This window comes from Nakamurella flava (genome assembly GCF_005298075.1).
Taxonomy (GTDB): domain Bacteria; phylum Actinomycetota; class Actinomycetes; order Mycobacteriales; family Nakamurellaceae; genus Nakamurella; species Nakamurella flava.
In genome coordinates, this window is the sequence record NZ_SZZH01000003.1 from 781,028 (window position 1) to 804,387 (window position 23,360).

Here is a 23,360-nt window from a genome sequence, read left to right on the forward strand (position 1 = left end):
ATCACCCCTCTCCGGTGATCGCCCCGACCGCAGGGGTTCCAGACCGTTCCGCTCGGCCCTCCGCTCCGCCGGGCACGCGACCACCCGGCACCGATGACGGCACGAAAGAAGGTGACCCGGCCGTGAGTCTGGCCCTGGACCCGTTCGATCCGTCGACCCCGCACCGGGGGGATGGACCGGCCGACGTGCTGCGCCGTCGGTGGTTCGAGATGTCGGCGGCCGGGCCCTGGACTTTCCATGGCGACTGGCACGACGCGGCCGTCGATGCGCTGTGCGAGGCCTGCGCGGCCGGTCAGGACGTCTGGGTCTGCGCCGAGCGGCTCGGCGCCGTGCGCGCCGCCGCCGGCATCGGCCTGGCCGAGACCCTGGCGGACATCGACGCCCTCGTCACCGTCGCCCCGTCGCTACCCGCCGATCTGCTGTGCCGGGCCGTGTCGCTGGGGTGGGCGGATCGCAGCCAGGCCCCGGCCGTCGCCGTGCTGGACCCGTTGACCGGTCTGACATCCGCCGACTACCTGCGCCAACGGCTCACCGAGGTGTACCGGGCCGCGGAGGTGGTGGGACGCCGGGTGTCCGCGGGCACCGCGCTGGTCGTCGTGCGCACCGCTGCCGGCGGCCCGGGCTGGTCCGGCCAGACGTCGCTCATCGTCGCCGCCCACGCGCTGCGCACCGTGTTCGACGCCGGTCAGACGCTGGCGCGTCTGGACGACCGCGTCGCCGTCGCCCTGACCGCCCGGGACCGGGTGCTGCCCCGCCGCGTGCAACTGCTGGGCGGGGTCATGGAGAGCCTGCGCCCGCAGAGCGCCCCGGATTCGCAGGGCGGACCGCCGCGTATCTGGATCGAGAAGTTGCCCGACGATCTCGACGCGGCCGTGGCGCTCGTGGAGGGACTCGGTCGGTAGGCGCCGTGTCCGGCGATTTCGTCCGTCCCTCGGACGTTCGGTGGGCCATTACGCTTCACCACCGTGGATGAACGGACGGGAATGCCCCAGGTCGGAATGGTCGGTGGGGGTCAGCTCGCCCGTATGACCCATCAGGCGGCCATCCCGCTCGGTCAGACACTGCGGGTGCTGGCGATCGACCCCGGCGAGTCGGCCGCGTTGGTCACCCCTGACGTGATGCTGGGCCACCACACCGACCTCGACGCCCTGCGGGAGTTCGCGCAGACCTGCGACGTCGTCACCTTCGACCACGAGCACGTCCCCACGGGGCACCTGCGCACGCTGGTCGCCGAGGGCCATGACGTCTATCCCGGCCCGGACGCCCTGCAGTACGCCCAGGACAAGGCCCTCATGCGGCGCCGATTGGGCGAGCTGGGGGCGCCCGTCCCGGCGTTCGCCGTCGTCGACGTCGCGGCCCCGACCGGCGACGAGAGCGATCGCGCGGCCGCGGTGGCCCGCGGGGTGGAGGATTTCGCTGCCGCGCACGGCTGGCCCGCGGTGGTCAAGACCGCTCGCGGCGGATACGACGGCCGCGGGGTCTGGGTGGTGCAGGATGCCGCCCAGGCCGGCCGGTTGGCCGCGCAGCTGACCAGCGGGGACGGCCCCTTCGCCACGACCGCCGGCTCGGTGGTGATCGAGAGCTTCGTCCCGCTGCGGCGCGAGCTGGCCGTGATGGTGGCGCGTTCGCCGTTCGGGCAGGCGGCGGTCTGGCCCGTGGTGCAGACCGTGCAGCAGGACGGCATCTGCGTCGAGGTGATCGCCCCGGCGCCGGACCTGCCGTCCGCCCTGTCCACCGCGGCCGAGCGGCTGGCCCTGCAGATCGCCCAGGAACTCGACGTGGTCGGGGTGATGGCGGTGGAGCTGTTCGAGACCAACGGTTCGGACGGACCGGACGGCCCCCCGGCCCTGCTCGTCAACGAACTGGCCATGCGACCGCACAACTCCGGGCACTGGACGATGGACGGCTCGGTGACCAGCCAGTTCGAGCAGCACCTGCGCGCCGTCCTGGACTACCCGCTGGGTCGGACGGACGCGATCGCGCCGTTCACCGTGATGGGCAACGTCCTCGGTGGCCCGGTCGGGGTCGGGGCGGGCGAGGGCGCGTTCTCCGAGGCGGTCCTCAGCATCGACGAGCGGCTGCATCACCTGGCGGCCCGCTTCCCCGAGGTGAAGGTGCACCTGTACGGCAAGGCGTTCCGGCCGGGCCGCAAGCTGGGGCACGTCAACGTCATCGGCGCGGACCTGCCGGAACTGCGACGTCGGGCGCAGCTGGCGGCGCACTGGTTGGGCAGCGGCGTCTGGCTGGACGGATACAGCCTGGAACACGGCGCGACCGGTGAGGATGACGCCGCGTCGCCGCAGGTCAGTGTGGTCGTGAACGGAGGAGGGTCGCGATGAGCGCGTCAGCGGGCGGGTCGGCCCCGGTGGTCGGTGTGATCATGGGCAGCGACTCGGACTGGCGGGTGATGTCGGCGGCGGCCGACGCCCTGACCGAGTTCGGCGTGCCGTTCGAGGTCGGGGTGCAGAGCGCGCACCGCACCCCGCACCGGATGCTGGAGTACGCGACGACGGCGGCCGACCGGGGGCTCCGGGTGATCATCGCCGGGGCCGGCGGGGCCGCCCACCTGCCCGGGATGGTCGCCTCGGCCAGCGTGCTCCCGGTGATCGGCGTCCCGGTGCCGCTCGCCACCCTGGACGGCATGGACTCCCTGTTGTCGATCGTGCAGATGCCGGCCGGGATCCCGGTGGCCACGGTGTCGATCGGTGGCGCCCGCAACGCCGGGCTGCTCGCGGTGCGGATCCTGGCCGCCGCGCCGGACGAGGCCGGCCGGGCATTGCGCGACCAGCTGGCGACGTTCGCCGCCGATCTGGAAACCACCGTGCTGGCCAAGCACGAGGCGCTGCGGGCCACGGTGGCCGGCCCGGCCTGAGCCGCGGGGCGGCCAGGGTCTGGCCCGGAAAGTTACTCACGGGTAACATCGAGGCCGACCTGACGAGCGACGAGCGAAGGCGGCCGGCAATGGGGCAGACGGCGGGCACGACGACCGGCACGGCAGGGGGCCTGTTCGCCCTCACCGAGGACCATCGGGACATCCGAGCGGCCATCCGGGAGATCGCCGAGAAGGAGATCGCCCCGCACGCCGCGGAGGTCGACGAGCAGGAGCGCTATCCCTCTGAGGCGCAGAAGGCGCTGACCGCCGCCGGTTTCCAGGCGGTGCACATCCCCGAGGAGTTCGACGGGGCCGGCGCCGACGCGATCAGCACGATCATCGTCATTGAGGAGATCGCCCGGGTCTGCGCGTCGTCGTCGTTGATCCCGGCGGTGAACAAGCTCGGTTCGATGCCGATCCTGCTGTCGGGCTCCGAGGAGTTGAAACGCCAGGTGCTGCCGTCCATCGCCGCCGGCGACGCGATGATCTCCTACGCGCTGTCCGAACGGGAGGCCGGTTCGGACGCCGCGGCCATGCGCACCCGGGCGGTGGCCGACGGGGACGACTGGGTGCTCAACGGCACGAAGTGCTGGATCACCAACGCCGGGGTGTCCACCTGGTACACCGTCATGGCCGTCACCGACCCGGACGCCGCCCGTCCGGCCCAGGGCATCAGCGCCTTCGTGGTCCACTCCGGCGACCCGGGCTTCGTCGTCGGGTCCAAGGAACGCAAGCTCGGCATCAAGGGCTCGCCGACCCGGGAGATCCACTTCGAGAACTGTCGCGTCCCGGGTGACCGGATGATCGGGGCGCCCGGCACCGGCTTCGCCACCGCCATGGCCACCCTGGACCACACCCGGCCCACCATCGGCGCCCAGGCCGTCGGGATCGCGCAGGGCGCCCTGGACATCGCGGTCGACTACCTGCGCGAACGGCGCCAGTTCGGCCGGTCGCTGGCCGAGTTCCAGGGTCTGCAGTTCATGGTCGCCGACGCCGCGATGCAGATCGAGGCGGCCCGGACGCTGGTCTACCAGGCGGCCGCGGCGGCCGAACGGGGCGACGCGAACACCACGTTCCTGGCCGCCGCGGCCAAGTGCCTGGCCTCGGACACCGCGATGAAGGTGACGGTCGACGCCGTCCAGTTGCTCGGCGGGGCCGGATTCACCCGCGACTTCCCGGTCGAGCGGATGATGCGGGACGCCAAGATCACCCAGATCTACGAGGGCACCAATCAGATCCAGCGTCTGGTGATGGCCCGGAGCCTGCTGCGGTAGCCGCCGGTCCCGGCTGGCCCGGCCGACTGTCGGCCGGGCCACTCCGGCGGCTCAGGCGGTGGTCGTGTTGGCGAACTGCTTCGGTGCCTGACCGGCGAGCGCCCGGTCGAGCGCGGCCGGCAACCGGTCGAGGACGTACAGCTGGCTGAGCGGGGTCAGGAAGTAGATGGCGCCGGCCAGCTCCCCGTCGGTGTAGACGGTGCGGCCGTCCCGCACGGCCTGCAGGGTCCCGGTGGGGGCCCAGCCCTGCAGCTCGTCGAACTGCTGCTGCGCCTCGGTGGCGAAGACGACGACATCGGAGTCGATCAGGTCGATGTTCTCGCCCGGGACCTGGGCCTGCTGACCGGCCTGGGCCTGGAACTTCTCGAGCCCGCCGGACATCGAAAACCCCAGCTCGGTGAGGAAGTCGGTGTTGATGCCCTGCGGGTACACCCACAGGGTGCCCTCGTACGGAGCGCCCTGGGAGAACGACGCGGTCCGTCCGGCGAACTGCGGGTAGGCCGCCTTGACCTCGGCGTACCGCTGCTCGACCCGGTCGACGAGCGCCTGGCCGGCGGCGGAACGGCCGACCGCCTTGGCGATCTGCCGGGTCTGGTCCTGCCACGGGGAGAAGTACTGGGCCGAGCCCGGCAGCGAGGTGACGGTCGGGGCGACCCGGGACAGCAGGTCGTACTGCTCCTGCGTCAGCCCGGCGTTGGTGCCGATGATGAGGTCCGGCGTCAGGCTCGCGATCCGTTCGATCTGCGGCCCGTCGGTCGGATCGAGCACCACCGGGTGGGCCCCGCCGAGCAGGTCCTGTGCCCAGGGCCAGACGGCGTCGGGCTGATTGCCGTACCACTCGGTCGTCGCCACCGGCACGACGCCGAGCTCGAGCAGGACGTCCTGCTCGGTGAGGCCGACGACGACCACCCGCTGTGGTTCGGCGGGGACGGTGGTGCTGCCGAAGCGGTGCTCGACCGTGACCGGGAACGTGTCGGTGGCCGGGCCGGCCATCGAGGTCGCGGCCGCCGTCGACGTCCCGGCCGAGGCGGGAGTGCCGGACCCCGAGCCGGCCGTCGGGCCGCTCGACGAGCTCGCCGGGGAACCACACCCGGCCAGGGCCAGCCCGATCGCCGCCGCGACCGCCGCCAGGCGTCGGGGACCGAGAGAGATGCGCATGAGGTCTCCTTCCAGTGAGGAAGGTAAACCTAGCCTAAGTACCGCCGGGGTCAGAACGGGTGCGAGACGGTGATCTGCTCGTCCGCCCCGACGGTGCCCGCCGCGTGGCCGCTCGCCGGGTCCACCACCACCAGGGAGCCGTCGACCGCCAGCGCCGCTACGGCCGCCGCCACCAGCTCGGCGGTCGTCCGGACGGTCACGCCCAGTTCGGCGAGCACCCGGGGCTGCGCGCCCCAACCCGCGGCCAGCGCCCGGGCCCGCTCGATCACGTCGGCGACCGTCGCGGCGTCCCCACCCAGGGGGCCATCGGCCTGCAGCACCGTCGCCGTCGGCTCGACGGGTACGCCCGGGAACCGGTCGGCGTGGGCCCGCACGGCGATCGAGTAGTCCCGGGCTCCCGGCGGCAGATCGCCGGCCGGCAGGGCCAGCGGGTGCGTCGACAGAGCCAGGACCGTGTCCGGATCCGACTCGTCGACCAGCGCGGCGACCACCTCGGGGTCGGCGTCCGGCGCGGCGAACACGGCGTCGGCGAACCCGGCCCCCGCCGCGCTCAGGTCGAGGGCCAGTCCGGCCCACCAGCTGCCCAGGGCCGCCGGGAGCACCTGCCACGACCGCAGTCCGAGCACCCGCACCCCGGCGCCCGGCGCCACCCCCAGCTCGTCCGTGAGCAGGCCGGCCGTCTTGGCCGCCCAGTTGGCCAGCGAGGCGGTCGACAGCTCCGTCCGCCCGGCCGGCTCACCGCCGTACCAGGTGAGCCGGGGTCGGTGCGGGTCGGTGCGCAGCAGCGGGCGAAGCAGTGTCTCGGTCAGGTCGGGGGAGAACGTCACGCCGCCCATCCTGCCCGGGCCTCCGGCCGCCCGAGCCCGCGGGAGAGCGCAGCTGCTAGTTGACGCAGGGCACCGATGCCGCCTGCGCCCAGGCCGCCGGCTGCGCGGCCGCGACCCCGCCGGCCGGAGCAGGCGAGAGGAAGACGGCCCCCGGCGCCCGCAGCCCCGACGGCACCGTCAGATCGGTCCCGACGACCACCGTGACGTGACCGGCGGCGACCTCCTTGTCGGCGACCAGGGAACCGACCCCGAGGGTGTCCAGCACCTGCTGGGCGCCGTCGGTGCCGTCGGCCGGGTTGTAGTGCACGGTCGTCGCCGTGGTCTGCGAGCGGGACGTGGTGCCCGGGACGACGCCCTGGGTGCCCACGGTGAATCCGGCGTTGCCGACGGTCGTGACGACGTAATCGGTGACGCCGTCGGCGATCGTGCCGTCGCGGACGTCGACGGTGACCGAGGACGGGTCGACGGTGGGCGCCGCGCTGGGCAGCGCGCTGGAGGTGCCCGACACGCTGGCCGTCGGGTCGCCCTCGGAGATGCTGGCGAAGAACGCCTTCACCTGGGCCGGGTCGGTGGCCAGGGCGTCGGTGTTCGTTGACTTCTCCGGACCCGTCGTCGGGAGCGTGGCGAAGGTGATGTTGCCGGATGACAGGTTCGTCATCTGCTGGGCGAAGTCCAGCACCGAGAAGCCCTTGTCGAAGACCACCGAGCGGTCCACGGCCCCGACGAGGTTGGTCAGCTTGGTCGGGTCGGTGAGGGTGCCGACCGACAGGATCTTGTCCGCCGCCCCGGCCAGGAACGCCTGCTGCCGCTTGACCCGGTCCAGGTCGCTGTTGGGCAGACCGTGGCGCTGCCGCACGAACGCCAGCGCGGCGGTGCCCTGCACCTCCTGCGGGCCGGCGGCGAACTTCGCCCCGGACCAGGGGTCGTCGACCGCGTTGTTCAGGCAGACCGGGACGCCGCCGATCGCGTTGGACAGCAGGAAGAAGCCGAGCAGGTTGACCTCGGCGTAGTGGTCGATCTTCATGCCGGAGAACGCCTGGATGACCTTGATGAGCATCGTCCGGCCGGCCTCGTTGGAATCCCGTTCGATCTGCGCCCGGTCGGTCACCCCCTGGTTGACCAGGTAGGTCGCGGTGTAGGACTTGGCCGTCGAGTAGAACGAGTTCAGCTTGTTGGGCGCGTACTGGCCCTGGCGACCGTCCGAGTACGGACCCTCGACCTTCGCCGTCACGGCCGAGCTGATCCAGGTGTCGCGGGGCAGTGACACCGCGGTCGCCCGCCCGCCGCCCTTCGGCACGTGCACCAGCATCATCGTGTCGGTGTTGATTCCGCCGCCGTCGTCCTCGGTGCCGACCTGCTTGAGCTCCTCGGCCGACAGCGGGTTGCCGTCCGCATCGGTCCGGGCGTCGGAGCCGACCAGCAGGATCGTCATGCCGTTCTCGAACGTCACCCCTCCGCTACCGGCGTTGGCGGCCGCGTCGGAGGTTCCGCTGTTGCTCTGCAGGGCTCCGGTGAACGCCCACGCGACCCCGGCCCCGGCGAGCAGCGCGACGGACAGCACCGCCGCCACGATGCGGGTGGCCAGCAGGGCCCGGCGACGGTTGTCGCGCTTCGGGTGCTCGCGGCCGTCGGCGACCGCATCGGCGGCGGGCGGAGGTGGCGTACCGCCGGCCGCCGCCAGACCGGGCAGCACCGCGGTGGGTGGCGGTTCGACGGGGCGGCGGGGACGACGGGTGGCCGGGGTGCCGGGGACGGCCGTGCGGCGCGGCGCCTGGGGGGAGCCGGATCCTGGTGTCCCGGCGTAGGGGGCGCGACCGGCCCGGGGATATCCGGCTCCACCCGCCCGGTTGCCGTCCGACGGGTGGCGCCGCGGGTCGGCCGGGTAGGGCGACTCGGGTCGGCCCGGACCGGCGGACCAGCCGCCCGGACCCGACTGGGGACCGCGGAACGGCGCCGACCGGTCCTGGGACCCAGGGTTGCCGGGACCGCCCGGACCGGAGGGGTCACGGGGCGCCGGAGGGCGCGGCGACTGGTCGTACGGTCCGGGGCGCAGATGCTGGCCGGGGGGAGGGGCGAAGCGCGGGTCGTTCGGGCCGGGGCCGAACCGCTGATCGGCGGCGCCCGGACCGCCCTGTTCGGACGGGCGTCCTTCGGCGTACGGGTCGCCCTGGTCGGGGCCGCGCCGGTGGGCGTTCGGGCCGTAACGGCGCGGGCCGCGACCCGGATCCGAGTCGTCCCTGGGCGCCATGCGTTCCCCTTCGCGGTTGGGTGGAGCGATCGTCGTCCTCGCCGGAGTCCGCTGCGGTGCGAAACGGACCTCGGGGCCCGTCCGGTGAACCGGGGCGACCCGGCAGGGAAGGGACGCCCGCCGCGGTGCGCCGGTTGCCCGTCGCCGCCGTGGGACGTCCCCGTCCGGCCCCCCGACGTGGGACCAGGGTATCGGCGCGGGCTCGACCGTCGGGGTTCCTGCGGCGGGTGTCGCCGGCGCTCGGGACGATCGAGGACGCGGTGACGGGTTCACCCGGAGTGATGAGGGCGGCTCGTGGCAGCCCCGGTTCGACACCCAGGGTCCGGCAGAATGCCGGCCATGACGTCCTCGTTCTCGCACATCCTGGTCACCGGTGGTGCCGGGTTCATCGGCTCCACCTTCGTCCGCCGGGTGTTGACCGATGCCTACCCGGAGCTGGCCGGATCCCGGGTCACCGTGCTGGACAAGCTGACCTACGCCGGCAACGAGGCGAATCTGGCCGAAGTGGCCGGCTCCGATCGCTACACCTTCGTCCAGGGCGACATCTGCGACGCCGAGCTGGTCGCCGAGCTGGTCGGTCAGGTCGACGCGGTCGTCCACTTCGCGGCCGAATCGCACGTCGACCGGTCGATCATGGGCGGCGCCGACTTCGTCCTCACCAACGTGCTGGGGACGCAGACCCTGCTGCAGGCCGCCCTGCACAGCCCGATCAAGAAGTTCGTCCACGTCTCCACCGACGAGGTGTACGGCTCGATCGAGGAGGGATCCTGGACCGAGAGCTGGCCGCTGGAACCGAATTCCCCGTACTCGGCGTCCAAGGCGTCCTCGGATCTCATCGCCCGGGCCTACGCCCGCACCCACGGCGTGCCGGTCTGCATCACCCGCTGCTCCAACAACTACGGGCCGTACCAGTTCCCGGAGAAGGTCATCCCGCTCTTCGTCACCAACCTGATGGACGGGTTGACGGTCCCGCTGTACGGCAAGGGCGCGCAGATCCGGGACTGGCTGCACGTCGACGACCACTGCCGCGGTATCGCCCTGGTGCTGGCCGGGGGGCGGATCGGCGAGATCTACAACATCGGCGGCGGCACGGAGCTCACCAACGCCGAACTGACCGACAAGCTCATCGAGGCGACCGGCCGGGACTCCTCCTTCATCGAGCGGATCGTCGATCCGCGGGGTGGCGGCCACGACCAGCGCTACTCCGTCGACATCTCCAAGATCCGCGAGGAACTGGGCTACACCCCGCAGGTGCCGTTCGACCAGGGGCTGGCCGACACCGTCGCCTGGTACCGGGACAACCGGACCTGGTGGGAGCCGTTGAAGAACGCGAAGGCGCAGGTCGGGGCGCAGTAGCCGGCCGGCGGGTCCCGCTCGCTCTAGCATCGGTCGACATGGCTGATCAGGGCGAGCAGACGGCTGGCATCAGAGCCGTTCCGGACGCGGATTTCCACCGGGTGCTGTGCGTCGTCGCGCATCCGGACGACATGGAGTACGGCGCGTCGACGGCCGTGGCCACCTGGACCCGACGCGGCGTCGAGGTCGCCTACCTGCTGCTCACCCGGGGTGAGGCCGGCATGGACGGCAGCCCCCCGGAGGAGACGAGGAGGATCCGGACGGCCGACCAGCAGGCCGCGTGCGCCGCGGTGGGCGTCAGCCGGCTGGACTTCCTGGACCGAGCGGACGGGGTGCTGACGCACGACCTGGCCCTGCGTCGGGACATCGCGCGGGCGATCCGCCGTTTCCGGCCGGACGCGGTCGTCGGTCAGACGTGGGCGATCGAGGCGCCGTGGGGGCTGAACCAGGCCGATCACCGGGTGGCCGGCCTCGCCACTCTGGACGCCGTCCGGGACGCCGACAACCGGTGGGTCTTCACCGAGCTGCTCGACGAGGGTCTGGAGCCGTGGCCGGTGCGGTGGTTGCTGATCAGCGGTGACCCGGCCGAGGATCACGGCGTCGAGATCGACGAGCCGGCGCTGGAGGCCGGTATCGCCTCCCTGGAGGCCCATGCCGGGTATCTGGCCGCACTGCCCTGGCATCCGGCCCCGCGGGCCATGCTCACGGAGATCGCCGAGGCCGGCGGGCGGGCCATGGGCGTGCGGTACGCCGCCCTGTTCCGGGGTGTCGAGTTGCGTTCCGCCGAGGCCGAGCCCGACGGGGGTTAGGTTCACCCGGTGACGTCTGTGTTGATCACCGGTGCCCATGGCCAGGTCGGATCCGAGCTGGCCGCGGCCGCCCACGCCCGCGGATGGGCGGTCACCGCGCTCGGGTCGGCCGACCTGGACATCACCGACGCCGCCGCGGTGGACGCGGCCGTCACCGCCTTCTCCCAGGACTCCGCCTCCGACCCGGACACGGGCGCCCGCAACCGGGCGGTGATCATCAACGCCGCGGCCCACACCGCGGTCGACCTGGCCGAGACCGACCAGGAACGGGCGTACGCCGTCAACGAGCGGGGTCCCGGTCTGCTGGCCGCGGCCGCGAGCCGCCATGACGTGCACCTCGTGCATCTGTCCACCGACTACGTCTTCCCGGGCTCGGCGGACCGGCCCTACGAGCCGACCGACGCGACCGGCCCGCGCAGCGTCTACGGTGCCTCGAAGCTGGCGGGGGAGCGGGCCGTCCACGCCGCCGACCCGACCGCCGTCGTGGTGCGGACGGCGTGGGTGTGGGGCGCGACCGGCGGCAACTTCGTCAAGACGATGGCCGCGCTCGAGCGCAGCCGGCCGACCGTCGACGTGGTGGACGACCAGCGCGGCACGCCGTCCTACGCCGCCGACCTCGCGGCGGGTCTGCTGGAACTCGCCGACTCGGCGTGGTTGGCCGACGCGGCGGCATCCGGTCGGGTCCTGCACCTGACCAACGCCGGGGAGACGACCTGGTTCGGCTTCGCCCGGGCGATCTTCGCCGCTCTGGGGGCCGACCCGGAGCGGGTCCGCCCGACCACCTCGGCGGCCTTCGTGCGACCGGCTCCGCGGCCGGCGTACTCGGTGCTCTCCGGGCAGGCGTGGGCGGCGGCCGGACTGGCTCCGCTGCGACCGTGGGACGAGGCCCTGGCCGCCGGGATCACCGATCATCCGGGGGCCTTCGCGGGCTGACGGCGCGCGCCGGTCCGGCCGGGAGTCGACGGCAGCCGACCCCGGGACGCCGTCTTCGCCTGTGTATGAGCTGAGTGCGGGCTGAGCGAATCAGGGTTCGTTGCCCCGGAAAACACAAATTCACCTGTTTCGCTGCACGCCGCCCCGTACCGGTCTAGACAACCCCGGTGGCTGAACACGCCCCGTGATGTGCCCGTGACATATGCCCCGGGGGTCGCCCCCTATCGCGCGTTGTTCTTCTGGAATATCGCTCGCGCAGCGAAAGGTCACGGGAGGGCAAAGAGCTTCGCTACGGGCACGGACGATGGTCAACTCAGGCCGGCGTGTGTCACCTTTCCTGGGGCGACGCCGGAGCGTGTTCGGATGATCGCCGTCAGTAATCGGTGGCGAACGATCCGGAGGCCTTCTCTATGTGCGACGCCCACACCCGGCCGGGGCTCTCCCGACGATCCGCTCTGCGGGTCGGCGCCGTCGGCCTCGGTGGCGCTCTGGCCGCCGGGCTGACCGGCGGACTGGCCCTCCCGGCCTGGGCCGCTGACGAACGCCCGGCCGGCGCGCTCGCCGACGGCGCCCCGGCCAGCGATCCCCAGTTCGCCCAGCAGTTCGCCACCGCGCAGCAGAAGTCGTTGCAGGCGCAGAGCCGGACCATGGCCGGCACCATGGCCGCGACGTCCTACAACGACTGGCCGGTGGGTACCCCCGGGTCGACCATCGGGATCCGGACCTTCGCCATCCCCGGCACCAACGTCAGCCTCGATCTGGTGGGCGGCGACGCCGGCACGATCCTGGCCTACGTCGCCCGCCGGTTCAACAGCGAGGTCGAGGGCCTGATCCGCAGCCAGTGCGGCGGCTACGAGTACCGGCGGAACGTCAACAACCCGAGCGTCTGGTCCAATCACGCCTCCGGCACCGCGATGGACCTGAACTGGAGCCGCCACCCGAACGGTGCGAAGGGCACGTTCAGTTCAGGCCAGGTCAACGCGATCCGCAACATCCTGTCGTCCTGCAACGGCACGGTCTATTGGGGCGGCGACTACCGCGGCACCACCGACGAGATGCACTTCGAGATCAACGTCTCGCCCGGCGACCGCCGGCTCGCCGCCACCGTCGGGCAGATCAACGGTTACGGCACCCCCACCCGCACCGTCGCGCTGCGGGCCAAGGCCAACAACCAGATCGTCACCGCGGAGGCCGGCGGCGGCCGACCGCTGGTGTCGAACCGGCCCACCGTGCAGCAGTGGGAACGGTTCGACGTCTTCAGCATGGGCGGGAACCTCATCGCACTGCGATCGCAGGCCAACGGCAACTTCGTCTGCGCCGACGACTTCGGCAACCAGCCGCTCATCGCCAACCGGCCCACCCCCTCCACCTGGGAGGCCTTTGCCCTGCAGCGCAACGGCGACGGCAGCTACGCGCTGCTCTCCCAGGCGAACGGCCGGTACGTGTGCGCGGACGCGGCCGGCGGTGCCCCCCTCATCGCGAACCGGACGGCGGTCGGGTCCTGGGAGAGCTTCGTCCTGATGGACGTCTGAGCCGGTCGGCCGTCGATGTCCAGTGGTGGATCAGCGCGACCGTCGGTCCCGCCGCCGGTCGACGGCGTGGTGGTAGGCCCGCTCGGCGGCCGCGGCGGTCCGCGACGGGGTGAACGTCCGGGCCTGGGCGACCCGGCTGTCCCGGTCCGGGGTCTGCCCGCGCAGCGTCGCGGCGATGGTCGCGGTCAGGGCCTCGGCGTCCCCCACCGGGAACCGCAGGGCGGCGTCGCCGGTGACCTCCCGCAGTGCTGGGATGTCGCTGACGATCACCGGGACGCCCGCGGCCAGCGCCTCCGTGGCCGGCATCCCGAACCCCTCGTCCAGACTGGGCAGCACCAGGGCCTGCGCCCCGGCCACCAGCCGGACCACGTCGTCCTGGGGGAGATAGCCGGGGCTGACGACTCCGTCCGGCACGGTCGACGTCGGATCGGCGCCCCACCCACCGGCGCCGATGACCAGCAGCGCGGGGGCCTCCGGATCTCGACGACGCAGCTCGGCGTGCGCCGCCAACAGGGTCGGCAGGTCCTTGCGGGGTTCCCGGGTGCCGACGAACACCAGGTAACGCTCCGGCAGACCGATCCGGGCCCGCAGTGCGGCATCCGCCGGCTCGGCGGTGAACCACTCCGGTCCGACGGCGTTCGGGGTGACGAACACGTCGGCCGGGTCGACCCCGAAGACGTCGACCACCTGGTCCCGGACGGCGCCGGTCACGGTGCAGATGGCGGCCGCCCGGCGCAGCGTCGGCGGCAGACGGGTGGCCAGGTCGACCGCCGCGGGATTCATGGTCTGCGGGTGGGTGTGGAACGCCAGGTCGTGCACCGTCACGACCAGGGCGGTCCGCCACATCGGCGGGGCCAGGAAGTTCGTGGCGTGGAAGACGTCAGCCCGGCCGCACAGCAGCTCCAGCGGTGGTTCCAGTCCCAGGCGCCGGGCGGCCAGCACGATGCGACCCGGGACCCGGGTACGGCGCAGCGGCGCCCCCGGCGGCAGCTCCGGCAGCACCAGGGGATCGGCCCCGCGGGCCAGCCCGGCCGCCGCCACGTCCACGTCGCCCCGGCGGGCCAATTCGGCCAGCAGGCCGTGCGTGTACCGGCCGATGCCCGTGCGCGGGCCGATCAGCGGGGTGCCGTCGATCAGCACCGTCGGTCGTGGGGTCGGCATGGCGCAGCCCTTCGCGGCGGGATCGGTGCGGCCGAAGGCGACCGCTCAGGGGTTCCGACTGTATCGGCCGGTCGGCCGCGGTCGGCCGCTCCGGACCGACCGGCGGGTCGTGGGTCGCCCGCCTGATCCACGATCCCGTCAGTGACACACGGTCATATTGATCAAGACATTCACGACCGGAATGGGATGAATGCTCCATCCCGTCCGGTGATGCGTTCGTGGCTCTGACCTCGGACGATGGTGCAGGTACCGAGAGGAAGACACTGCGATGACCTCGACATTCCCGGGATCCCCCCTGCCGTCGTCCCGTCGACGGCTACGCAAAGTGACGCAGGCCGTGTTGATCCCCCTTCTGGTGACGGCCGTCGTCGCCGGTTCGCTGACCGTGGTCGATCGGTGGGTCGCGGGCCAGGACACCGTGTCGGCGGGCGCGACGACGACGTTGACGGAGGTCGGCAGCCCGTTCGCGGCCCGTGCCCTGCTGCCGTTCGGCGGATCGCGTCTGGACTCGGGGGCGACCGGAGAGCAGTGGTCCTCGGCTGCGGTGGCCGACGTCAACGGATCCGGCACTCCGGAGGTCATCGTCGGCGGCGGGGTGAGCAGCAGCCTGCAGGTGTTCGGTCTGGACGGGTCGAGCCAGGCCCTGGTCGACGTGGGCGGTGTGAACGCTGGCGCCCGGTCGGGCGGGGTGCAGCCCAGCCCGGTCATCGCGGACGTCAACGGCGACGGGGTGTCCGACGTCGTGACCGGATCGACGGCCAACGTGCTGGCGGCCTACTCGTTCCGGGGCAACGACACCCGCCGGCTGTGGAGCCGTCAGGACCCGCCCATCGTGGCGAACGGTCCGACCGGGTTCCTGGCCACGCCCGCGCTGGGCTACCTGCAGGGTGATCAGCCGTCGGTGGTCACGGCGAGCTGGGGGCAGGCGCTCGGTGCCAACAACGCCCGGACCGGCGCCGGACTGTCCGGGTGGCCGAAATGGCTGAAGGACTCCATCTGGTCGTCCCCGGCCATCGGCGACATCGACGGCGACGGCGCGGTCGACGTCGTGGTCGGCGGCGACTGTGCCGGCAACGACATCGGCACCCAGCCCTGCGGCAACGTCGGCGGCGGGTACGTCTGGGCGTTCAACCGGGACGGCACCCCCAAGTGGAACTGGTTCCTGCGGGGGCAGGTCATCTGGTCCTCACCCGCGCTGGGCGACCTGAACGGCGACGGGGCGTTGGACGTCGTGGTCGGCACCGGCGGCTACTGGGGCGAGCCGGCCGGCCGGGTCATCACCGCACTGAACGGCCGCAACGGCAACGTGCTGTGGCAGACCGCCACCCCGGCCCGCGTCGTCGGTTCCCCCTCGCTGGCCGACGTGACGGGGGACGGTCGGCCCGACGTGTTCGTCGTCTCCTACGGCGGCTGGATGCTGTCCTACGACGGTGCGACGGGCGCCGAACGGTGGCGCAGGTGCATCACCGACGGGGGCAACTGCGGCAACCCGGCCATCGGCACGAAGACCGGCGTCGCGCTGGCCGACATCGACAACGACGGCCGCATCGAGGCGGTCACCCACGGCGAACAGCAGCTGACGGTCGTCGACGCCGCCAGCGGGGATCTGGAGGCCAAGCGGGGGTCGTCGTGGGGCGGGACCGTCTACGCCCCGGCCAACACGCCGACGATCGCCCAGGTCAACGGGCAGACCTACATCTTCCAGCCGCTGTTCGGCCGCAAGAACGGTCAGGATCTGCTGGTCGTCGAGGCTTGGCGCACCGGAAAGCCGCTGGGTGCGGCACCGTGGCCGACCGCCCGGGGCGACCAGCAGCGGACGGGCCGGATCGCCACGGCGACACCCGACCGGAGCGCGACCGAGGCGTTCGTCAGCCGGGTCTACCGGGACTTCCTGAGCCGGTCGCCCAGCGGGTCCGAGCTGAGCGCGTGGAGCGACCGGGTCCAGCGGGGGCAGGTGTCGCGCTACGAACTGGCGACCACGCTGTCCCAGTCCCCGGAATGGATCTCCACCGTGATCACCCGGTTCTACCGGGACACCCTGCGCCGGGAACCGGACGCCTCCGGGCTGGCCGGCTGGGTGCGCGCCGCGCAGTCGGGCATGCCGGTCGCCCAGATCGCGGCGGCGTTCTACGCCTCACCCGAGTACTTCCAGAACGTCGGGCGGTCCGACAACCAGACCTGGGTCCGTGATCTCTACCGCAAGCTCCTGCTGCGGGAACCGGACCAGGGGGGCGTGGACGGCTGGGTCCGGGCGCTGCAGGCGGGCATGGGCCGCGACACCCTTGCGTTCGGTTTCTACCAGGCCCAGGAGACGGTGCAGGTGCGGATCGACCGCCTCTATCGCACCCTGCTCGGCCGGCCGGCCGACGACGGGGCGATCCGTTCGTGGTCCGGGTTCGTACGGGACAACGGCGACCTGTCGCTGGCCGCCGCGCTGGCGGCGTCGAACGAGTACTACCAGCGGCGGTCGTGACCCGGCGCTGACCTCGGTCCGGCAACGAGGCGGCCCCGGAACCGTCGGTTCCGGGGCCGTGATCATGAACGGGTCTAGCGCCGGGCGGGTTCCCGGTCGGAATCGGCCGACAGGTGCTCGTGGGCGTGTGCGGCCTGCGGGGTCGGCAGCACCTGCGTCCGGCCGCCGGCGGTGACCGACGTGCGGGCCGGGGCCGAGTAGCCGAGGTAGACGAGTCGGGCCGACTCGCGTCGGCTGCGGGTGATGCCGTCGAGGATGAACCCGATGGTCACGATGAGCACGGCGATGACGACCATCGACGCGGCCAGGAAGGCGGTCGGGAAGCGGGGGACCAGGCCCGTCTCGGCGTACTCGACCAGCAGGGGGATCGAGAGGAGCAGGGCGATCACGGCGACGATCAACCCGAGCAGGCCGTGGAAGGCCAGCGGCCGCTCGTGCCGGATCAGCTGGAAGATCAGCGACAGGATCTTGTAACCGTCCCGGTAGGTGTTGAGCTTGCTCTCGCTGCCCTCGGGGCGGTCCTTGAAGTCGACCTCGAACTCGGTCTGCGGCACGCGCAGGCTCATCGAGTGGACGGTCAGCTCGGTCTCGATCTCGAACTCACGGGAGACCGCCGGGAACGACTTGACGAAGCGACGGGAGAAGATCCGGTACCCGCTGAGCATGTCGGTGACCGGGGTGCCGAACACCTTCGTGACCAGCTTGTTGAACATCTTGTTGCCGGCCGAGTGACCCGGCCGGTAGGCCGACTCGGTGGTCTGCTTGCGCACCCCGAGCACGTGGTCGTACGGACCGGACAGCAGCGTCTCGATCATCCGCGGAGCGGCCGACGCGTCGTAGGTGTCGTCCCCGTCGATGAGCAGGTAGACGTCGGCCTCGATGTCGGCGAAGGCGCGGCGCACCACGTTGCCCTTGCCCTTGACCTCCTCGCGCCGCACGATGGCCCCGGCCTGCAGGGCGACCTCGACGGTGCGGTCGGTGCTCCGGTTGTCGTAGACGTAGATGTCCATGCCGGGGACGGCGGCGCGCAGATCGCGGACCACCTGCCCGACGGCGGCCTCCTCGTTGTGACACGGCACGATCGCGGCGATGCGCAGATCGCCGAACCGTGCGGTGTTCGACGAGGACGAAGCGGGTGTCACGGGGGCGGGATCGAGGCCGGTCACGACCGGCGACGCTACCAGCCGGGTCAGCTCGCGGCAGTGATGCCGAGCCGTCCGTAGAGCCACGGCAACACGTGAGCCAGGCCGCCGGTGACGGTGTCCCAGGCGTGACCCGTCCCCGGGTTGGTGTACAGCTGGACGTTCATCCCCGCCTTCTGCGCCGCGGCCAGCAACTGCGGCTGCACCGGCCCGAAGATCGGGTCCTCGCTACCGGCGACGAACCAGCCCGCGACGTTCGGATACTGCTTCGACGCCATCAGGTCGAGCGGGTTGACGGCTTTGTACTTCGCCGCGTCTCCGCCGAACGCCGTATTGATGGTGTCCTGCATGGACCCGCCGGTGGAGGGGTTGAGCTCCCCGGCGAACGCGAGGAACGTCGGGTAGATGTCGGGATGGTTGGTGGCCATCTGCAGCGAACAGGTCGCGCCGGCCGAGAAGCCGCCGATCGCCCAGTGCTGGTGGTCGGTCTGGGCGAGCAGCTGCGCGTTGATCGCGGCCGGCACGTCCACCGACAGGTAGGTGTCGACGTTGCCGAGCGACGAGTTGAAGCAACCCGGGTTGGCGGTGGCGTCGCCCAGGATGTCCGGGACGACGACGATCGGCGCGATGCCCTTGTTCTTGGCGGCCATCGGGTCCATGACCTGCTGCAGCCGGTCCCCGAGGAACCAGTCCCCGGGGCTGCCGGGTTGACCGGCCAGCAGCACCAGCACCGGGAGCCGCTGTGGATTGGTGGCTTCGTAGGCCGGCGGGTAGTAGACCTGCGCCTCGCGGGCCTTGAAGCCGGACACCGTGCCGGGGATGGTCATGGGGCTGACCCGCCCGTTGGCGGAGATGTTGCCCTCCGGGGTCCAGACGCTCTCCAGCGGTCCGGCGGGCAACTCGCCGACGGTCGTCGGCACCGGCGGCGGTCCGTCGATCAGGTATTCGCTCTGCGCGCCGAGCACGTCGCCCAGGGTCGGGTACTGCACGTAGGTGCGGTTGATCTGGTTGGCCGCGGCCGCGATGACCAGCACGGCGGCGAGCAGGGTGACCAGTGGTTGCCACCAGGTCACCCGCACGCAGCGGCCGATGCCGATGACGATCGCGGCGACGATCACGCCCAGCCAGACGTAGTCGGAGGTGTTCTCCAGCTTCTGGCCGATGACGGCCTCGGCGAACAGGGTGCCCAGGGCCCAGGCGACCACGGCGGAGACCACCACGGCGACCGGGACGAACCAGATCCACCACCAGCGTTCGCGGCGGGCCAGCAGGAACGCCGCCCCGACGACGCCCAGCACCAGCAGCAGCGTGGGCAGCCAGCCGTCCTGCAAGGACACCCCGGTCATCCGTCCCCCGTCACGTCTTCCGAACTCCGTTGTTCCGGGCCACGCCCGTCGGGCGGTCCGGGTCCGCACCCGAGGGTGCGGCCGCGCTCACCGCCCGCCGGTGTACTCCAGCACGCGGCAGGTCTTCTGCTGGGGCGACCCCAACTGCGGGGTCGGTCCCGGAACCGGGCAGGTCTGCCCGGTGAACTGCCAGCCCGGCTCGGTCCAGTAGTCCAGGTAGGTGGTGCAGAAGCTGTCGGTCTCGTTCACACACATCGCCCGGGGAGGAGTACCGGAGGCCAGGTCGGCCTGGAACCGCTCCTTGTAGGCATCCGGGTCGCCCCCACTCTTGAAGCCGGTGACGAAGTGCGACTCCCGGCCGTCCTCCAGGGTCTCCCACAACAGCGGCCACATGTCCCAGTAGTAGCCGGACAGGAAGCTGATGTCGTTCGATCGGGCGAAGTCGCCGGCGGCCCGGATGTCCTGCAGGACGACCGAGTCGCTGGGCGGCGTCAGCGGGCCGACGAGTGAAGCGGCCGCGGCCACCACCGCCCCGACCGCGACGACGGGCTGCCGGACCGCGGCGGCGACCGGGACGCGAGCGGTCAGCAGCGCCCCGGCGATCGGGGCGGCCAGGAACAGCACGACGGCGATGAGGACCGGGAAGAAGTACCGCACCGGGTAGCCGTTCAGCGACACCCACGGATTGCCGGCGAAGACGGTGAAGTAGCCCAGGGAGAACAGCACCACGAGGGCGAACCGGGGGAGCAGCGCCGCCCGGCGCTCGGCCGGCAGCAGCAGGGCGGCCAGGGCGGCGACGGCGCCCAGCACCATGAGCCGGCTCGGGGACAGCGCCCCGGTGACGGACCCGACGGCCTGCGGGAACTCGGCGACGAACTGGCCGCGGCTGAAGGAGAAGTAGTCCTGCGGGGCGTCCGGGATGGGGCCGGCGTTGCCGCCGAGTCGGCTGGAGAGGAACTGCCACACGGCGAACCAGGCCACCCACATGACGCCGAAGGCCGGCCACCGCAGCCACTGGCGCCGACGGAACATCTCGATGATCGCGAGGAACGCGGCGACGGTCAGCACCGACGGATTGAGGCCCATCGCCACCCCGGCGCACGCCGCGGCCAGCGCCCACGCCCACCAGACCGATCGCTTCCACAGCAGGAACGCGCCCAGGGTCAGCAGCCAGGACATCGAGTACGGCTGGCTCTCCAACGAGATGATGTGCAGCTTCGACGGCACGATGATCACGTTCGCGGTGGCGGCCGTCAGGACCCACAGCACGTACACCGCGGGCCAGCGGAACTCACCGGTGAGCGCCCGGACGCCCATGACCGCGATGACCAGCAGCATCCCGTAGAAGCACAGCGAGTTGATCAGCAGACAGACGAACAGGTTGACCGCGGGATCGGAGAAGGGACTGGCCAGGAACGAGACCACCGCGGCGAACCGGTTCTGGCCCCAGTAGAAGAGGTCGACGTTCTGGATCGACATGATCGACTGCTGGACGCCGTCGGCCTGCAGGTAGGGCGCGGTGTAGCGGAAGATCGTCACCACGGCCAGGACGACGAGCGTGAGGGCGAAGACGACAGCGCCCCCGATGCGGCTCGCGCCGCCCCGGCGGGCGGGGGCCGGCTCCGCGGGGACGGTGCTGGTCGTCCCCTCCGCCGTCGAGGGGTCACCCGGTGCTGCGGAGTACGGTCTCGCGGTCACTACTTCCCTTTCGCCGTGGCCGTGCCGCCACCCGGACGTGGTCGAGAGTCCTCCCACCAGGTGCGACGGCTTCGCTACTGTAGCGAGGCTCGTCCCCCGATCCGGGAGCGTCGGAGCGGGTCGGACGGCCGACCGTCGGCAACGGACTTGCCCGGTACGGCGGCCGTCGCATCCACGCGACGTCCGTGGACGCGCGACGCTCACGAGCGTTGCTCAGCCGTCTCCAAGCCCCGTGGCCGGGGCGGGCGGGGCAGCGGTCAGCGGCGGAACCGGCCGAGACCGGACTCGACCCGTCGCCGCATCCTGCTGAGCGCGCCCGGCGTCGGCCGGCAGAGGTAGGCGAGCAGGTAGGAGCGCTCGATGTCGTCGTACAGACCGGCGTTGGTGCTGATCTCGTCCGCGTCGAAGACCCCCGTCGTGGCCGACTCGGGCAGCCAGGCGATGCCCTGGGCCCGGACGACGGACAGGCCGTGCCGATCGAAGAGCGCCACCATCTGCGGGTGCGTGTACTCGATCTTGTGGTCGGGGTTGATGAACTCCGCGTCCTGATCGGCCAGTTCGACGGCCGTCAGGGCCCGGTTGGGGGTGTCCAACGCGAGCAGGCCGGTGGGCTTGAGCACCCGACGGACCTCGGCGAGCACCTGCTCACCCTCGTGCGGGTGAATGTGCTCGAACGTCTGGCTGGAGTTGACCAGGTCGACCGACGCATCCGGGATGGCCGACAGGTCGGTCATCGAGGCGTGCACGTACCGCACCGGCCCGAGCTCGGTGTCGACGTGGTCGGGCCAGCGTTCGCTGCGGAACTCCTCGTGCCGCTCGTCCGGCGGGAGATCGATGATGGTCAGGCTGTCGAAGTCGTACGGGTAGCCCATCTCGATGAGCGCCCCGCGGGGGCTGCTGGTCGAAGCCCCGCCCAGGTCGACGATCGTCCCCGCCCGGGGCAGGCTCCGGGTCCAGGCCAGTCGGGCCGCGTGCAGCGCCGCCAGCGGGGACTGCCGGCGGGACCGGAACTCCGAGGAGTCCCGGATCTCCCAGACGATGTCCCGCCGGGTCGCCCCGGCGGCCAGCCGCTTGCGGAAATGCGCGAGCCCGCCGGCGTCCGGGGCCCGGTCGAGCAGGACGCGGTAGGCCACGGTCAGGAAGACGTCCTCGGGCAGCTGCTCGGGGTCGCCGGCGTCGACGGCCGCCGTCACCGCGTCGTCAGCGGACAGGAGTGCCTCGCGCGACTGCACCGGGATCGACATGCTCGAAGGCTAGGTCGACGGTGGAAGCGGCCCAATGCCTCGGACCGGTCTCCACCCGAAGTGGCACCGGCCGTCACCCCGATCAGGACGACAGCAACTCCGTGTCGATGTTGAGGAACCCGACACCTCGGCCGGAGGCGTGAACGGTGAGCGATGCCGCGCCCGGCAACCGGTGCAGTTCGACCCCGCCGTCGCGGGCGAAGGCCGCGTGCACGGTGTACTGACCCTCGCCGAGCCACACCTGCGGCAGCCGGAACGTGTGCCGGGACGGCCCGGACAGCGGCGGCAGTCGTCGCCCCATCAGCTTGGTGTTGGTGCCGTAGACGACCTGGCCGAGGGGGCTGTCGATACCGATGCCCAGCACCGGGTCCTCGACCCGGCCGTCGACGTCGACGTCGACGTCGATGACCAGCGGATCGCCCGGTTCGATGACGCTGATCCGTCGCCCGTCGTCGCCGCTGACGGTGACACCGACGATCCGGGCGGCACTCGGCGGCTCGCTGTCGCCGACGGCCTCCCGCTGCTTTTCCATGTCCTCCTGGCGCATGACCTCGAAGTCGGCGCGCAGATGCCGGAGGGCGTCGACCGGTGGGCCGTCGACCTGGATGCGGCCGTTTTCGAGCACCACGGCCCGGTCGCAGATGTCGGCCACGGTGTCCAGGGCGTGGGTGACCAGGACGATGGTGCGTCCCTCGGCCTGGAACCGGCGAATCCGGTCCATGCACTTGCGCTGGAACGGTTCGTCGCCGACGGCCAACACCTCGTCGACCAGCAGCACGTCCGGGTCGACGTGCACCGAGACGGCGAACGCGAGCCGGACGTACATGCCGGACGAGTAGAACTTCACCTGGGTGTCGATGAACGGCTCGATGCCGGAGAACGCGACGATCGCGTCGAAGAACTGGGCGGTCTGCTTCCGCGACAGCCCGAGGATGGCGGCGTTGAGGAAGACGTTCTCCCGGCCGGTGAGGTCGGGGTGGAAACCGGCGCCGAGTTCCAGCAGGGCGGCCAGCCGCCCGCGGTGCTCGACGGTGCCGCTGGTCGGCTGGAGGATCCCGCCGATCAGCTTGAGCAGAGTCGACTTGCCCGACCCGTTCGGGCCGATGAGCCCGACGGTGGTGCCGCCGTGGATGTCGAGGTCGATGTCCCGCAGGGCCCAGAAGTCGTCCTTGTGCTGGTTCGACCGGCCGAAGTTGACCAGCCGCTCCTTCAGCGACTTCTCCTTGCGGATGACGAAACGCTTGCTGGCGTCGCGGACGCGGATCACGCTCACCGAGTCGGTCATGG

At 71.9% G+C, this 23,360-nt stretch carries 18 protein-coding genes; 9 read left to right on the forward strand and 9 right to left on the reverse strand.

Annotated features, from left to right (window positions below; translation table 11 throughout):
• Window positions 1-122 precede the first annotated feature (122 nt).
• From FDO65_RS15445 to FDO65_RS15460, 4 genes are all read left to right on the forward strand, one after another.
• A complete protein-coding gene (locus FDO65_RS15445; RefSeq protein ID WP_137450544.1) occupies window positions 123-902 on the forward strand; it encodes a hypothetical protein in 780 nt (259 codons plus the stop codon).
• A gap of 63 nt (window positions 903-965) precedes the next feature.
• The gene (locus FDO65_RS15450; RefSeq protein ID WP_137450545.1) at window positions 966-2,339 is read left to right on the forward strand and encodes a 5-(carboxyamino)imidazole ribonucleotide synthase; all 1,374 of its coding nucleotides are present in this window, start codon (window positions 966-968) and stop codon (window positions 2,337-2,339) included.
• A complete protein-coding gene (gene purE, locus FDO65_RS15455) occupies window positions 2,336-2,872 on the forward strand; it encodes a 5-(carboxyamino)imidazole ribonucleotide mutase (protein ID WP_137450546.1) in 537 nt (178 codons plus the stop codon). Before FDO65_RS15450 ends, purE begins: the two co-directional genes overlap by 4 nt.
• Window positions 2,873-2,961: 89 nt before the next feature.
• Window positions 2,962-4,146, forward strand: coding sequence for an acyl-CoA dehydrogenase family protein (locus FDO65_RS15460; RefSeq protein ID WP_205850062.1), 1,185 nt, complete (start codon window positions 2,962-2,964; stop codon window positions 4,144-4,146).
• A 51-nt stretch (window positions 4,147-4,197) separates the two neighbouring features.
• Here FDO65_RS15460 and FDO65_RS15465 read toward each other — a convergent pair whose 3' ends face one another.
• From FDO65_RS15465 to FDO65_RS15475, 3 genes are read right to left on the reverse strand one after another with little or no spacing between them, the layout of a single operon-like run.
• Window positions 4,198-5,304 carry an iron-siderophore ABC transporter substrate-binding protein gene (locus FDO65_RS15465; RefSeq protein WP_137450547.1) on the reverse strand — a complete coding sequence of 369 codons (1,107 nt, stop codon included), beginning with the start codon at window positions 5,302-5,304 and terminating at the stop codon, window positions 4,198-4,200.
• Between the two features lie 50 nt (window positions 5,305-5,354).
• Window positions 5,355-6,131 (reverse strand): TIGR03089 family protein, encoded by a 777-nt coding sequence (locus FDO65_RS15470; RefSeq protein ID WP_137450548.1) that lies wholly within the window; start codon window positions 6,129-6,131, stop codon window positions 5,355-5,357.
• A 55-nt stretch (window positions 6,132-6,186) separates the two neighbouring features.
• A complete protein-coding gene (locus FDO65_RS15475) occupies window positions 6,187-8,379 on the reverse strand; it encodes an LCP family glycopolymer transferase (RefSeq protein WP_137450549.1) in 2,193 nt (730 codons plus the stop codon).
• A 339-nt stretch (window positions 8,380-8,718) separates the two neighbouring features.
• On the opposite strand from FDO65_RS15475, the gene rfbB reads away from it, so the two are divergent.
• From rfbB to FDO65_RS15495, 4 genes are all read left to right on the forward strand, one after another.
• The gene (gene rfbB / locus FDO65_RS15480; RefSeq protein WP_137450550.1) at window positions 8,719-9,735 is read left to right on the forward strand and encodes a dTDP-glucose 4,6-dehydratase; all 1,017 of its coding nucleotides are present in this window, start codon (window positions 8,719-8,721) and stop codon (window positions 9,733-9,735) included.
• Window positions 9,736-9,773: 38 nt separating this feature from the next.
• Window positions 9,774-10,544 (forward strand): PIG-L deacetylase family protein, encoded by a 771-nt coding sequence (locus FDO65_RS15485; RefSeq protein ID WP_137450551.1) that lies wholly within the window; start codon window positions 9,774-9,776, stop codon window positions 10,542-10,544.
• 9 nt (window positions 10,545-10,553) lie between these two features.
• Window positions 10,554-11,477, forward strand: coding sequence for a dTDP-4-dehydrorhamnose reductase (gene rfbD / locus FDO65_RS15490; RefSeq protein WP_137450552.1), 924 nt, complete (start codon window positions 10,554-10,556; stop codon window positions 11,475-11,477).
• A gap of 383 nt (window positions 11,478-11,860) precedes the next feature.
• Window positions 11,861-13,009 carry a M15 family metallopeptidase gene (locus tag FDO65_RS15495; protein WP_137450553.1) on the forward strand — a complete coding sequence of 383 codons (1,149 nt, stop codon included), beginning with the start codon at window positions 11,861-11,863 and terminating at the stop codon, window positions 13,007-13,009.
• 30 nt (window positions 13,010-13,039) lie between these two features.
• Here the strand turns inward: FDO65_RS15495 and FDO65_RS15500 are convergent, their stop codons facing one another.
• Window positions 13,040-14,170: a glycosyltransferase family 4 protein gene (locus FDO65_RS15500; RefSeq protein ID WP_137450554.1), complete on the reverse strand. Its 1,131-nt coding sequence runs from the start codon at window positions 14,168-14,170 to the stop codon at window positions 13,040-13,042.
• A gap of 337 nt (window positions 14,171-14,507) precedes the next feature.
• Between FDO65_RS15500 and FDO65_RS15505 the strand changes: the two genes are divergently transcribed.
• Window positions 14,508-16,643 carry a DUF4214 domain-containing protein gene (locus tag FDO65_RS15505; RefSeq protein WP_166442210.1) on the forward strand — a complete coding sequence of 712 codons (2,136 nt, stop codon included), beginning with the start codon at window positions 14,508-14,510 and terminating at the stop codon, window positions 16,641-16,643.
• Window positions 16,644-16,717: 74 nt separating this feature from the next.
• Here FDO65_RS15505 and FDO65_RS15510 read toward each other — a convergent pair whose 3' ends face one another.
• The 5 genes from FDO65_RS15510 to FDO65_RS15530 all read right to left on the reverse strand — a co-directional run bounded on the left by FDO65_RS15510 (window position 16,718) and on the right by FDO65_RS15530 (window position 23,358).
• A complete protein-coding gene (locus FDO65_RS15510) occupies window positions 16,718-17,785 on the reverse strand; it encodes a glycosyltransferase (RefSeq protein ID WP_205850092.1) in 1,068 nt (355 codons plus the stop codon).
• Window positions 17,786-17,832: 47 nt separating this feature from the next.
• A complete protein-coding gene (locus FDO65_RS15515) occupies window positions 17,833-19,131 on the reverse strand; it encodes an alpha/beta hydrolase (protein ID WP_137450556.1) in 1,299 nt (432 codons plus the stop codon).
• 87 nt (window positions 19,132-19,218) lie between these two features.
• Window positions 19,219-20,829, reverse strand: coding sequence for a hypothetical protein (locus FDO65_RS15520; protein WP_137450557.1), 1,611 nt, complete (start codon window positions 20,827-20,829; stop codon window positions 19,219-19,221).
• Window positions 20,830-21,086: 257 nt separating this feature from the next.
• On the reverse strand, window positions 21,087-22,073 hold the full coding sequence (locus FDO65_RS15525; RefSeq protein ID WP_137450558.1) for a methyltransferase domain-containing protein: 987 nt from the start codon (window positions 22,071-22,073) through the stop codon (window positions 21,087-21,089).
• An 82-nt stretch (window positions 22,074-22,155) separates the two neighbouring features.
• Window positions 22,156-23,358 (reverse strand): ABC transporter ATP-binding protein, encoded by a 1,203-nt coding sequence (locus FDO65_RS15530; protein ID WP_137450559.1) that lies wholly within the window; start codon window positions 23,356-23,358, stop codon window positions 22,156-22,158.
• Between the last annotated feature and the right edge of the window lie 2 nt (window positions 23,359-23,360).

Coding starts and splice junctions, on each gene's coding strand:
- purE (WP_137450546.1), top strand. CDS start 2,336: ATGAGCGCGTCAGCGGGCGGGTCGGCCCCGGTGGTCGGTGTGATCATG.
- FDO65_RS15460 (WP_205850062.1), top strand. CDS start 2,962: ATGGGGCAGACGGCGGGCACGACGACCGGCACGGCAGGGGGCCTGTTC.
- FDO65_RS15465 (WP_137450547.1), bottom strand. CDS start 5,304: ATGCGCATCTCTCTCGGTCCCCGACGCCTGGCGGCGGTCGCGGCGGCG.
- FDO65_RS15475 (WP_137450549.1), bottom strand. CDS start 8,379: ATGGCGCCCAGGGACGACTCGGATCCGGGTCGCGGCCCGCGCCGTTAC.
- rfbB (WP_137450550.1), top strand. CDS start 8,719: ATGACGTCCTCGTTCTCGCACATCCTGGTCACCGGTGGTGCCGGGTTC.
- FDO65_RS15485 (WP_137450551.1), top strand. CDS start 9,774: ATGGCTGATCAGGGCGAGCAGACGGCTGGCATCAGAGCCGTTCCGGAC.
- FDO65_RS15500 (WP_137450554.1), bottom strand. CDS start 14,170: ATGCCGACCCCACGACCGACGGTGCTGATCGACGGCACCCCGCTGATC.
- FDO65_RS15515 (WP_137450556.1), bottom strand. CDS start 19,131: ATGACCGGGGTGTCCTTGCAGGACGGCTGGCTGCCCACGCTGCTGCTG.
- FDO65_RS15525 (WP_137450558.1), bottom strand. CDS start 22,073: ATGTCGATCCCGGTGCAGTCGCGCGAGGCACTCCTGTCCGCTGACGAC.
- FDO65_RS15530 (WP_137450559.1), bottom strand. CDS start 23,358: ATGACCGACTCGGTGAGCGTGATCCGCGTCCGCGACGCCAGCAAGCGT.